This window comes from Pseudomonas sp. GM78 (genome assembly GCF_000282475.1).
Lineage (GTDB): Bacteria > Pseudomonadota > Gammaproteobacteria > Pseudomonadales > Pseudomonadaceae > Aquipseudomonas.
The window spans coordinates 1-12377 of sequence record NZ_AKJF01000075.1; the positions used below are offsets into that span (position 1 = coordinate 1).

The 12377-nt window shown below is 60.2% G+C and carries 9 protein-coding genes; 3 read left to right on the forward strand and 6 right to left on the reverse strand.

The window, feature by feature from the left end; translation table 11 throughout:
* Positions 1–20: 20 nt before the first annotated feature.
* On the reverse strand, positions 21–389 hold the full coding sequence (locus PMI35_RS19810) for a PilZ domain-containing protein (RefSeq protein WP_008058220.1): 369 nt from the start codon (positions 387–389) through the stop codon (positions 21–23).
* 160 nt (positions 390–549) lie between these two features.
* Here PMI35_RS19810 and PMI35_RS19805 point away from each other — a divergent pair, with 160 nt between their 5' ends.
* The 3 genes from PMI35_RS19805 (at position 550) to yjiA (ending at position 3923) form a co-directional block, all read left to right on the forward strand.
* Complete coding sequence (locus PMI35_RS19805; RefSeq protein WP_008058221.1) at positions 550–2616, forward strand: carbon starvation CstA family protein; 2067 nt, start codon at positions 550–552, stop codon at positions 2614–2616.
* A gap of 15 nt (positions 2617–2631) precedes the next feature.
* Positions 2632–2829, forward strand: coding sequence for a YbdD/YjiX family protein (locus PMI35_RS19800; protein WP_008058222.1), 198 nt, complete (start codon positions 2632–2634; stop codon positions 2827–2829).
* A gap of 122 nt (positions 2830–2951) precedes the next feature.
* Positions 2952–3923 carry a GTPase gene (yjiA, locus tag PMI35_RS19795; protein ID WP_008058223.1) on the forward strand — a complete coding sequence of 324 codons (972 nt, stop codon included), beginning with the start codon at positions 2952–2954 and terminating at the stop codon, positions 3921–3923.
* Here the strand turns inward: yjiA and PMI35_RS19790 are convergent.
* The 5 genes from PMI35_RS19790 to PMI35_RS19770 all read right to left on the reverse strand — a co-directional run bounded on the left by PMI35_RS19790 (position 3920) and on the right by PMI35_RS19770 (position 12280).
* The gene (locus PMI35_RS19790) at positions 3920–4609 is read right to left on the reverse strand and encodes a GntR family transcriptional regulator (protein WP_008058224.1); all 690 of its coding nucleotides are present in this window, start codon (positions 4607–4609) and stop codon (positions 3920–3922) included. The genes yjiA and PMI35_RS19790 overlap by 4 nt on opposite strands.
* Positions 4610–4634: 25 nt before the next feature.
* Complete coding sequence (locus PMI35_RS19785) at positions 4635–5339, reverse strand: FadR/GntR family transcriptional regulator (protein WP_032831522.1); 705 nt, start codon at positions 5337–5339, stop codon at positions 4635–4637.
* Positions 5340–5405: 66 nt separating this feature from the next.
* Positions 5406–6719, reverse strand: coding sequence for a C4-dicarboxylate transporter DctA (locus tag PMI35_RS19780; protein ID WP_008058234.1), 1314 nt, complete (start codon positions 6717–6719; stop codon positions 5406–5408).
* Between the two features lie 271 nt (positions 6720–6990).
* Positions 6991–8244 carry a serine hydroxymethyltransferase gene (gene glyA / locus PMI35_RS19775; protein WP_008058236.1) on the reverse strand — a complete coding sequence of 418 codons (1254 nt, stop codon included), beginning with the start codon at positions 8242–8244 and terminating at the stop codon, positions 6991–6993.
* A 250-nt stretch (positions 8245–8494) separates the two neighbouring features.
* Positions 8495–12280, reverse strand: a complete 3786-nt coding sequence (locus tag PMI35_RS19770) for a sensor domain-containing protein (RefSeq protein ID WP_008058238.1) — start codon at positions 12278–12280, stop codon at positions 8495–8497.
* Positions 12281–12377: the final 97 nt, after the last annotated feature.

Consider the following 12377-nt stretch of genomic DNA (forward strand, 5'->3'; position numbering starts at 1 on the left):
GCAGCTCCTACAGGGGTGATTCAGACTTCGATCAGGGCGCCCAATTCCCGCTCAAGCTCCTGCGGATCGCCCAGATTGAATTCAATCAATCGCCGCAGGCGTTCGATGGACTCCAGGCTGATATGCCTGCACACGAAACCCAATTGTCCATGGTCTTGATGGGTCAACTGCACATCCATCTCGATGTCGATGTCTTCGCTCAGATGGATGTCGACAAAAAAGTCCTGCTGCGGGTTGCCCAGCCACGGTTCCGGGCGCTCGATCAGCAAGCCCTTGAGCGACAGGTCGATCAGCTTCACCGGCCAGATGAACGCACCTTGGCCCAGCTCGGTTCTGGCATCGAACGCGATACGTTTGAAACGGCGACGTTCGGCAGGGTGCTCGCTCATGGCACGATCCTCGGAAATGTACGCTGACTATAGACCGGCATTGCAAAAGGCCGCCAGCGCCGCCAGGTGTCTGGACCAATGTCGGGGTATGGCCTTTGCTGTCAGGCAAGCTAAACTCGAGGTGGCTGTCTTTCTTGTCCACTCTGGCTGGAATAATAAAATGAAAAATAATAATAGCCCGCTACGCCACTTACCCTGGCTGTTGCTGGCAATCGTTGGGGCGTGCGCCCTGGGCGTAGTGGCACTGCGCCGAGGTGAAGCGATCAACGCTTTGTGGATTGTGGTCGCTGCCGTGGCCATCTATCTGGTGGCGTATCGTTACTACAGTCTGTTCATCGCCAATAATGTCATGCAACTCGATGCGCGACGGGCTACCCCCGCAGTGCTCAATAATGACGGTCTGGATTATGTCCCGACCAACAAGCATATCCTCTTCGGTCACCACTTCGCGGCTATCGCCGGCGCGGGGCCGCTGGTCGGTCCGGTACTGGCGGCGCAGATGGGCTACCTGCCCGGCACGCTGTGGCTGATTGCCGGCGTGGTGCTGGCCGGTGCCGTGCAGGACTTCATGGTCCTGTTCATGTCCACCCGCCGCAACGGCCGCTCCCTGGGCGACATGGTCCGCGAGGAAATGGGCCGCATCCCTGGCACCATCGCGCTGTTCGGCTGCTTCCTGATCATGATCATCATCCTCGCGGTGCTGGCGCTGATCGTGGTCAAGGCCCTGGCTGAGAGCCCTTGGGGGATCTTCACGGTGATGGCGACCATCCCGATCGCGATGTTCATGGGCATCTACATGCGCTACATCCGCCCGGGTCGCATCGGTGAAATTTCGGTGATCGGCGTGTTGCTGCTGCTGGGGTCGATCTGGCTGGGCGGGCAGATTGCCGCAGACCCGGTGTGGGCCAAGGCCTTTACCTTCACCGGTGTGCAGATCACCTGGATGCTGATTGGTTACGGTTTCGTGGCAGCCTCGTTGCCGGTGTGGCTGATCCTGGCGCCACGTGACTACCTCTCGACCTTCCTGAAAATCGGTACCATCGTGGCTCTGGCGATCGGCATCCTGATCACCATGCCCGAGCTCAAAATGCCGGCCCTGACCCAATTCGTCGACGGCACGGGACCTGTGTGGAAGGGCGGTCTGTTCCCGTTCCTGTTCATCACCATCGCCTGTGGTGCGGTTTCGGGTTTCCACGCACTGATTTCTTCCGGCACCACGCCGAAGCTGCTCGATAACGAAGTCAACGCCCGTTACATTGGCTACGGCGGCATGCTGATGGAGTCCTTCGTAGCCATCATGGCCATGGTCGCGGCCTCGGTAATCGAGCCTGGCGTGTACTTCGCCATGAACAGCCCGGCCGCCGTGGTCGGCGGTGATGTGGTGGCCGTGGCGACCGCGGTCAGCAACTGGGGCTTTGCGATTACCCCGGAGGCGCTGCAAGCGGTGGCCCACGACATCGGTGAAACCACCATCCTGGCCCGTGCCGGCGGTGCGCCGACCCTGGCTGTGGGTATCGCACAGATCCTGCACAGCGTGCTGCCGGGTGAAAACACCATGGCGTTCTGGTATCACTTCGCGATCCTGTTCGAAGCGTTGTTCATCCTCACTGCGGTCGACGCCGGTACCCGTGCCGGGCGTTTCATGCTGCAGGACCTGCTCGGTTCCTTCGTGCCAGCGCTCAAACGCACCGAGTCCTGGGCTGCCAACTTCCTCGCCACCGCCGGCTGCGTGGCCATGTGGGGCTGGCTGCTGTATCAGGGCGTGATCGATCCGCTGGGTGGCATCAATACCCTGTGGCCGCTGTTCGGCATCTCCAACCAGATGCTGGCCGGTATCGCGCTGATGCTCGGCACCGTGGTGCTGATCAAGATGAAACGCCAGCGTTATGTGTGGGTCACCATGCTGCCTGCCGTGTGGTTGCTGATCTGTACCACCACCGCCGGCTTCATCAAGCTGTTCGACGCCAACCCGGCCATTGGCTTCCTGGCCCTGGCGAAAAAATACAGCGATGCCCTGGCCAACGGTCAGATCCTCGCCCCGGCCAAGGACATCACGCAAATGCAGCACGTGATCTTCAACGCCTACACCAACGCTACGCTGACCGCGCTGTTCCTGTTCGTGGTGTTCAGTATCCTGTTCTATGCGCTCAAGGTCGGTATAGCCGCCTGGGGCAAAAAAGAGCGCACGGATAAAGAATCACCCTTCCAGGCGCTGCCGGATGCGTAACCAGAGGATTGCAGCATGTTCAATGACCTGAGTCGCCTCGGTAAATACCTCGGTCAGGCCGCGCGCCTGATGGTTGGCATGCCCGATTACGACAACTACGTCGAGCACATGCAAAGCAAGCACCCGGACAAACCGGTGATGAGCTACGAGGCGTTCTTTCGCGAACGCCAGGAGGCTCGTTACGGTGGCAAGGGGGGGCCGAAGTGCTGTTGATGCAAGGCAATTAGGCAAACATTGACTCTGTAGGAGCACGGCTTGCCGGCGATGGCGATCTTCAGGACGCCATCGCCGGCAAGCCGTGCTCCTACTGTTTTTTGCGCATAGGAGATTTCGTTTTGCTCACTCCAATCCCGGTCACGATCCTCAGTGGCTTCCTCGGCGCAGGTAAAACCACCTTGCTGCGCTACCTGCTCAAAGCCGAGCACGGTCTGAAAATCGCCGTGATCGAAAACGAATTCAGTGACGCCGGCATCGACACCCAGCTGTTGGGCGATGAACCGGTGCAAGTGATGACGCTGTCTAACGGCTGTGTCTGTTGCACCATCCACACCGACCTGACCAAGGCCCTGTATCTGCTCCTCGAGCGCCTCGACAGCGGTGACATCGCCTTCGACCGCCTGGTGATCGAATGCACCGGCCTCGCCGATCCGGCTCCGGTGGCACAAACCTTCTTCATCGACGAGGAGCTGCGCGAGCGCTACATCCTCGATGGCATCATCACCTTGGTGGACGCGGCACACGCCGAACAGCACCTGACCCAGACCATCGCCCAGGCGCAGATCGGTTTCGCCGACCGCTTGCTGGTGAGCAAGCGTGATCTGGTGGACGAACCTGCGTTCACGGCGTTGAGCGAGCGCCTGACCCGTATCAATCGTCGTGCACCGATCCGCGTGGTCGACCACGGCAAGATCGACCTGGCCGAACTGCTCGACGTGCGTGGGTTCAATCTCAACGCCGATCTGGGCGGCGGCGTGAGTTTGCGCCCAGTGAGCCAGGCCCCGTCCATCGACCGTATTTCCAGCCTGGTACTACGCACCGAAAAACCGCTGGATATCGACAAGCTCAGCGAGTTCATGAACGAACTGCTGGAGGAGCACGGCAAGCAACTGCTGCGCTACAAAGGCGTATTGAACATCCTCGGCGAGCCGCGCCGCATGGTGTTTCAGGGTGTGCTGAAACTTTACGGTTTCGACTGGGACACGGAATGGGCGGACGATGAAACCCGTGAAAGCGTGATCGTGTTCATTGCCGATGATTTGCCGCAGGAAAAGATTCGCCAAGGGTTCGCGCGAGTGGCTGCGAGCTAACCGGCAATACGCTTGTGGTTGGAGTGCGGTTGAGCGTTCAGCAAAACCGCCTCCAGATGATCCAGGTACCGGTTCAGTAACGTCACCGCCATCGCGGCATCCCTACGCGTGAGCGCATCCACTATTTGCTCGTGCAGCTGCCAAGCGCAATAGTCATCCAAGGCGGCGTCAAACTGCGCAATCGCCAATGAGATCAGTGGCACCAGGCTGCCGAGAAAATGCGCTAACGGTACATTGCCCGCCATCTCTGCCAGCTGCAGGTGAAACTCTCCCGACAGACGAATCGCCCGGCCACGCTCGGCGCATTGGCGCTCGGTATCGGCCACCACCTGCAGGCGCGCCAGGGCAAGCGGGCAGGGGCGCTGGCAGGCCAACCGCACCAGCATGAGCTCGGTCAGTCGCCTGGCATGCAGCGCTTGCCGGGTTTGCTCGGCATTCAGCGCAGCGACGCGAGGACGATGGTTGGCCCGAAGGACAATGACCTGCTGGTGGGACAGCCGCGTCAGCACGTCACGCATGGCGCTGCGTCGAGCGCCAAACATCTGCGCCAGGCTTTCTTCGGTAAAGCGACTGGCCGAATGGATGCGCTGTTCGAGAATGGCGTTGAAGACCCGCGAGTACAGATCATCCGCCGCCGGTGGAAAGGGCAGGGTGTTGAGCATTTGTGGTGAAACGAAGCTGTTCATGGCCTGTCTCCAGTTCGAAGCGGACTCAACTGCCGAGGTTGTCGTCCGGAATGTTCAGTTCGATGCCCATCCGCTGTCCTTCGCGAAGAATGTGCCGACGCATCTCGGCGCTAGCCTGGGCGCTGTTCTTGCTACGGATGGCGCGCACCACGGCTTCGTTTTCTTCGAGGCGTTCCGCCAGGTGTTCCGGGGAGTTGCGCAACACATCGGCGCTCTGCTTGAGGGCATTGCTGGTCTGCTGGACCACGCTCTGGAAAATCGGATTCGACGTCAGCGTGAACAACTCTTCATGGAACGCGATGTAGGCATTCACGCCGGCCTCGCTGTCGTTGGCTTCCAGGGCTTCGCGCATGTCCATCAGGGTCAGGCGCAGTTGCCCGACTTCCTTGCTGCTGATGGATTGCGCCACCAGGCCGACGATGAATGGCTCAAGGGTGTAGCGCAGTTGCAGGACGTCTTCCAGGCTCGCCCCGGCCACTGCGCTGTCGTGGCTTTGGCTGTCGTTGAGATTCGCGTCCAGCACCACCACGCCTTTGCCCGGCATGGAACGCACCAGGCCGAGGGTTTCCAGCACGGTCACCGCTTCACGCAGGCTCGGACGGCTGATGCCCAGCTGCTCGGCCAATTCACGTTGCCCCGGGAGCATTTCGCCGGAGCGCCACTGACCGCGGGCCAGAGCGCCCCGCAGTTTTTCTACGACTGAATTTACAACGGTCGACGAGGTAATCACTGTTCGCTCCATGAGCATCCATAGCGTTGTTGGCCGTGCCCGCCCGAAGGCAGGCACGGCGTTTGTTCAAAATTCCTGCTGATGGGCAGGGGCCACAGGTTTTCTCGGCTGGAAGGTATAACCCACCTGGCCGGACAGTACCTTGTTCGCCCGTTGCACATCGATATCCTTTTCCCAGCGGGCGATGGCTACGGTCGCCACGCAATTGCCGATCAGGTTGGTCAGCGCCCGGCCGATGCCCATGAACCAGTCCACTGCCAGCACCAGCACCAGGCCCACCACCGGAATCGCCGGGATCGCCGTCAGGGTGGCGGCCAGAATGACCAGCGCCGAACCCGGAATGCCGTGCGCGCCCTTGGAGGTGATCAGCGACACCAGCAGAATCGTCAGCAGGTCGGTCATCGCCAGCGGTGTGCCGGTGGCATTGGCGATGAACACAATGGCCAGGGTCAGGTAGATCGAGAAACCGTCGAGGTTGAATGAATACCCGGTTGGAATCACCAGCCCGACCGTCGAGCTGCCGATGCCCAGATGCTCAAGCTTGCGCATGATTTGTGGCAGCACGGCATCGGACGAAGCGGTACCCATGACGATCAGCAGTTCTTCGCGCAGGTACTTGAGCAGCGGCCACATCCGCAGGCCGGACAGGCGCATCACCAGGCCGAGAATCAGAGCAACGAAGGCTACGCAGGTCAGGTAGAACAAACCGACCAGGCTGCCCAGATGCTGCAGCGAGTCCAGGCCATATTTGCTGGTGGTGAAGGCGATTGCGCCGAACACACCGATCGGTGCCAGGCGCACGATCATGCCCATGATGCGGAAGATCACGTGGCTGAGCTCATTGATCAGGCGCGAGATTCCGGAGGCGGCTTCGCCCACCAGGTTCAGCGCACTGCCGAACAGCACCGAAAACAGCAGCACTTGCAGGATGTTGTTGTCTGCAAACGCACCTATTACCGAGGTCGGAATCAGATCCATCAGGAACTGCGTGGTGGTGTGCATGTGCTGGCTGCGTTGGGCGATATCGCCCATGTCTGCAGCGGAAAGCTGATCCAGATGAATGTTCGCACCGCTGCCGATGCCAGTACTGAAGGCGAACACCAGGCCGATCACCAGGGCAATGGTGGTGAGGATTTCAAAGTAGATCACTGATTTCAGGCCGATGCGGCCGACCTTCTTCAGGTCGCCGGCACCGCTGATGCCGCTGACCACTACGCAGAACACAATCAGGCCGATGAGCATTTTGATCAGCTTGATAAAACCGTCACCAAGCGGTTTGAGCTGAGCGGAGTATTCGGGAAGGGTCAGCCCGCAGACGATGCCGAGCACCAGTCCGAGAACCACTTGGAGGAAGATTGAACGCGAGCACCATCTGAGCATGGGAGGAATCCTGGTCGGTGTCCTGGCTGCCGTGCGCATCGCGCATCAGATTCAGGACTTAATTATTGTGGTCTTACCGGTATGTCCAGTGCAGGCGCAGTCTAGGCGCTATTTTCGGGTGATCGCAAGTAAAAATTAAAAAATTGGCATGACCGGTCTTACCAGTTGGCTGAAGGCTTGATTTAGAGCCTTTTACCGGTCTAAAAATTCAGGCGAAAAAAAACCGGCCATCGCTGGCCGGTTTTCTATTGCTGCGATTTAGCGGGGCTTATTAAGCGCCGTACACCGGCAGCTTCTTGCAGATAGCCTTGACCTTCTCACGAACGGCATCGATCACCGCTTCGTTGTTCAGGTCTGCCAGGATGTCGCAGATCCAGCCGGCCAGTTCCTTGCACTCTGCTTCCTTGAAGCCGCGAGTGGTCACAGCCGGAGTGCCGAAGCGCAGGCCGGAGGTGACGAACGGGGAGCGTGGGTCGTTTGGCACGGAGTTCTTGTTCACGGTGATGAACGCCTTGCCCAGGGCGGCGTCGGCATCTTTACCGGAGATTTCCTGCTTGATCAGCGACAGCAGGAACAGGTGGTTTTCAGTACCGCCGGAAACCACGTCAAAACCGCGCTCGATGAATACGCTGGCCATGGCCTGGGCGTTTTTCACCACTTGTTGCTGGTAAGCCTTGAACTCAGGCTGCAGAGCTTCTTTGAAGCAGATCGCTTTAGCGGCGATCACGTGCTCCAGCGGGCCGCCTTGGGCGCCCGGGAATACCGCGGAGTTCAGCTTCTTCTCGATGTCGGCGTTGGCGCGAGCCAGGATCAGGCCGCCACGTGGACCGCGCAGGGTCTTGTGGGTGGTGGTGGTTACCACGTCAGCGAATGGCACCGGGTTCGGGTAGACGCCAGCGGCGACCAGACCGGCCACGTGGGCCATGTCGACGAACAGGTACGCGCCCACTTTATCGGCGATTGCGCGGAAACGCGGGAAGTCGAGGATCTGCGAGTAGGCAGAGAAACCGGCCACGATCATTTTCGGCTTGTGCTCGACCGCCAGGCGCTCGACTTCGTCGTAGTCGATCAGGCCATTGGCGTCGATGCCGTACTGGATGGCGTTGTACAGCTTGCCGGAGGACGAAACGCTGGCACCGTGGGTCAGGTGACCGCCGTGGGCCAGGCTCATGCCCAGGATGGTGTCGCCAGCTTGCAGCAGGGCCAGGTAAACGGCGCTGTTGGCTTGCGAACCGGCGTGTGGCTGAACGTTGGCGTAATCGGCGCCGAACAGTTCTTTGGCTCGATCAATTGCAAGCTGCTCGACGACGTCAACGTACTCGCAACCACCGTAGTAGCGCTTGCCCGGGTAGCCTTCGGCGTACTTGTTGGTCAGTACCGAGCCTTGAGCTTCCATCACCGCAGGGCTGGTGTAGTTTTCCGAAGCGATCAGCTCAATGTGCTCTTCCTGGCGCTGAGCTTCTTGCTCCATGGCGGCAAAGAGATCGGCGTCGTACTTGGCAATAGTCAAATCACGGCTGAACATGGCGGTCCTCAAGGATCGGGGGCGGAAAAGGGGGGCATTCTACCCCATCGGGTTTTGGAAGGCATATGAAAGGACATCATGTCGCAGACAAGTGGGCTTCATGAGGGGGTTAGTGGTGAATCTGCCGGCCTCATCGCTGGCAAGCCAGCTCCCACAATGTCCGTGTTTCAACCCGAGAATATTGGTTCACAGCAAGTCCCTGTGGGAGCTGGCTTGCCAGCGATGAGGCCAGCAGCCTCGCTGCGATTATTCAGTCGAACATGAAGAGGGCATCATTGCTGAATTGCCCTTCAAAGGTGTTGGCTGGCATCGGCCGGCCGAACAGGTAACCCTGGACCTCATCGCAACCGTGTTCCCTCAGGAAACCAAGCTGCTCCTGGGTTTCCACACCCTCGGCGATCACCGCCAGGTTGAGGCTATGGGCCATGGCGATGATCGCCCGGGCGATCTGCGCATCCTGCTCACCCGACGGCAAGCCGTCGACGAAGGTGCGGTCGATTTTGAGTACGTCGATCGGAAACTGCTTGAGGTAGTTGAGCGATGAGTAGCCGGTGCCGAAGTCGTCGACCGCGATGCTCAGGCCAAGGTTCTTCAACCCGGCGAGAATCTGCATGGCTTCGCTGACTTCGCGCATCAGGATACTTTCGGTCAGTTCCAGCTCAAGGCAAGCCGGCGGCAGGCCGGTGTCCCTCAGGATGGTGGCGATCCGCGTGCCGAGCTGGCCGTCGGAGAACTGCCGGGCGGAGATGTTCACCGACACCTTCGGCACGCGCACCTTGGCCTGATGCCAGGTCTTGAGCTGACGGCAGGCCTCGCCGATCACCCAGTCGCCGACATCCACCACCAGGCCCAGCTCTTCTAGCACCGGGATGAAATCCCCCGGCGGTACCAGGCCTCGACGCGGATGGCGCCAGCGCAGCAAGGCTTCGGCGCCGGTCAGGCGTTTGCCATCGCCGCTGAACTGCGGTTGGTAATACAGCACGAATTCGTTTTGCTCCAGGGCATGGCGCAAGTCGCTTTCCAGTTCCAGGCGCTCCAGGGCGCTGGCGTTCATGTCCGCCTGATAGAACTGGAAGTTGTTCTTGCCGCGTTCCTTGGCGTGGTACATCGCGGTATCGGCGTTCTTCATCAACTGGCTGAGCTCATTGCCGTCCTGCGGGCTCAGGGCGATGCCGATACTGGCCGTGACGAAGAACTCGCGGCCTTCGAGCACGAAGGGTTTGACCAGGCTGGCGAGGATCTGCTCCGCCACGTGAATCGCCCGGGTCAAGGCGATTTCACGGTTGGCCCGCGGTTGCAGGAGCAAGGTGAATTCATCGCCGCCCATGCGCGCGACCGTGTCGTCATCGTCGACGCAACCGAGCAGGCGCGTGGCCATTTCCTTGAGCATGCGATCACCGGCGGCATGGCCCAGGGAATCGTTGATCGGTTTGAAGCGGTCGAGGTCGAGGAACATCAACACCACCCAGGACTTCTGCCGTTCAGCCGCTTGCAACGCCGTGTGCAGGCGATCCTGGAACAGCGTGCGGTTGGGCAGGTGGGTCAGGGCGTCGTAGTAGGCCAGGCGGTGAATCCGTTGCTCACTGGCCTTGCGTTCGCTGATGTCGCTGAAGAAACACACGTAACTGGCCAGGTCGCCTTCATCGTCCAGTACCGCGGTAATACCGACCCAGGCCGGATAATGCTCGCCATTGCGCCGACGCAGCCACACTTCGCCTTCCCAGGTGCTGTGCTGGTTCAGTTGCTTGAGCACGTAGCGCAAATGGGCTTCCTGCTGCTCGTCGACGGTGAGCATGTTCGGCAGCTGGTCGAGTACCTGTTCCACGGCATAACCGCTGACCCGGCTGAAGGCTTCGTTGGCCTGGACGATATAGCCGGCCGGGTCGGTGATGAGGATCGCCGAGGTCGAGTGTTCGAATACCGTGGCGGCCATTCGCAGGTCTTTTTCGGCCCGGCGTTGCTGGCTGATGTCGCGACCGACCCCCAGCACGCCTTCGAATGTACCGTTTTCGTCCCATACCAGTACCAGCCGCAGTTCGATGGGAATCTTGCGTCCGTCGGCGCGCAGGCAGTCGAACAGAAACAGTTGGGTTTGCACCTGGCTGCGTAAATGGGCCAGTTGCTCGGGTTTATCCAGCGCTTTGCCGACGCGATCCATCAGTTGGTAGATGCCGCTCAACTGTTGCGGATTGGCAATGGTCGATTGCCAGCCGTTCTGGAAAATCCACTCGACTTCGTAGCCCAGCACCGCCTGTACCGAAGGGCTGACATAGTTGAGTGCCAGTCGGCTGTCGGTGGAAATAATCACGTCGCTGATGCTTTCGGCGAGCATGCGGTAGCGTTGCTCGCTGTCGCGCAGCGACTCACTGGCCTCGATCTGCTCGGTAACGTCCTTGGCCACGCCGATGATGCGGGTGACCTGGTCATGCTTGTCCCGTGCCAGTGCCTGCTCGCGAATGTCGAAACGCCGCCATTGCCCGTCACGGTGGCGGAAGCGCAGCTGGCACTGCATCAATTGGCTGTAGCCGCCTTGCCGCTGGCTTTGGCGCGAGCGGTGGTAGTAGTCGGCGTCGTCGGGGTGCAGGAGGATTTCCCAGAAGTACTCGCCCATCTGCTGCAGTTCCGTGCGGTTGTAGCCCAGCGTCTGGCCCAGATGGTGGTTGCTGAAGATCATTCGCTGGCTGATCACGTCTTGCACGTACAGGTGATCGGGCACGGTCCGCACGACGTCGGACCAGAAGCCTTCGCGCTCCTGCTGCGACAGCTCGATGAGCTTGCGGCTGGTGATATCGGTGATGCTCAGGATCACCGCCTTGAAGTCGTCAGGGTTCTGCGGCAGGCGCAACACCAGCCACAGGTGTTGGTCACGCCCCGTGGCGTCCTGAAGTTTGATTTCCAGCTCAAGCTGTTGCTGTTGCCTATGCACCGCTTCGAGTACCTGATTGCCAATGGCGCTGCCCTCCACAGGGTTGCCATCGATCAGCAGTCTCCAGACTTGATCACAGGTATTGACGTTGAGCAGTTGCAGGGCGACCTGGTTGACCTCGGTAATGCGCAGCTCCTGCAACAACTGCCGGCGTTGTTCCGGGGCCGCCAGCCATGCTTGCAGTTGCTCGTCGTGCAGCTGAGCCTTGTCGAACACGCTTCGCAGGCCGGACATGTCGAGTACGCACAGGGCCACGCCGCTTCCTTCGAAAATCTCCTGGTAGCGTCGGCGACCTTCGTGCAGCTGTCGCTGGCGACGGCGCATGTTCAGCAGGACGATGAACGGCAGCATGGAAAAGGCCAGGCATAGCAGGCATTTGCCGATGAACGCCGGCAGCAGTTCCTCGAGCACTCGCTGGCGATCGAACAGTCCACGTAACTGCCAGTCGCTGCTGCTCAGCGCGACGGTCAGTACGCTGTTGGCCACATCGTCCTGGGTCAAGGTGCCGGGGTTGACCTGCGGCAGCGCCTCGTCGCGGCTGATGATCTGGTGATTGAGGCGATTTTCCACCAGCCACAGCGGGGCAGTGCCCGTCTCGTTCAGCTTGGTCAGTGAGGCGAAAAACGTCGGCTTGAAGCGCAAGGCCCAATAGCCACGATTGCTGCCGCTGGCTTGATGCAACAACAAATACACCCGCGAGCCGTCGATGGCGTTGCTGTAATAGTGGGGTTGGGAGCGACTGCGTCGGACCAGATCCCCCAGATAGTCGGCATCGTCGCGGGTGCCGACCGTGTCGCTGATAATTCTTCCCGAGGGGCTGAGCAGTGCAAGGCTTAGCAGATCGGGCAAGGACTTTTGCACTTTGCGCAGCAAGTCCTGGAGCTCGTCAGCACTTTGTGGCTGTTCGACGATCGGCAGCAGGTTGAGGGCGATCTGGGCGTTGAGCGCCATGTTCAGGCTGACTTGTGCAGCTTGGTCGGCAGTGTGGTCGATGGTGGCCTGGCGCTGGCTTTTCTGGGTTTCCCGCAGCTGATCGAAGAGCTGCCAGAACAACAGGGCGAGCAGCAGCAACACGAGTATCGCCAAAGCGCCCTTGAGCGTGCCGCGCATGGGCGAGCCGGGTGCAACAGTCGGTGCGCGGGTAATCAGGGACGGAGGGACACTGGACAAACTGTAATCCTGCGGTTTGGCTGGACTGGCGCGACGT

What these genes read in the sequence shown, in the direction of transcription:
- glyA (WP_008058236.1), bottom strand. Translation starts at nt 8,244, where the DNA reads ATGTTCAGCCGTGATTTGACTATTGCCAAGTACGACGCCGATCTCTTT.
- PMI35_RS19780 (WP_008058234.1), bottom strand. Translation starts at nt 6,719, where the DNA reads ATGCTCAGATGGTGCTCGCGTTCAATCTTCCTCCAAGTGGTTCTCGGA.
- PMI35_RS19770 (WP_008058238.1), bottom strand. Translation starts at nt 12,280, where the DNA reads ATGCGCGGCACGCTCAAGGGCGCTTTGGCGATACTCGTGTTGCTGCTG.
- PMI35_RS19810 (WP_008058220.1), bottom strand. Translation starts at nt 389, where the DNA reads ATGAGCGAGCACCCTGCCGAACGTCGCCGTTTCAAACGTATCGCGTTC.
- PMI35_RS19790 (WP_008058224.1), bottom strand. Translation starts at nt 4,609, where the DNA reads ATGAACAGCTTCGTTTCACCACAAATGCTCAACACCCTGCCCTTTCCA.
- PMI35_RS19800 (WP_008058222.1), top strand. Translation starts at nt 2,632, where the DNA reads ATGTTCAATGACCTGAGTCGCCTCGGTAAATACCTCGGTCAGGCCGCG.
- PMI35_RS19805 (WP_008058221.1), top strand. Translation starts at nt 550, where the DNA reads ATGAAAAATAATAATAGCCCGCTACGCCACTTACCCTGGCTGTTGCTG.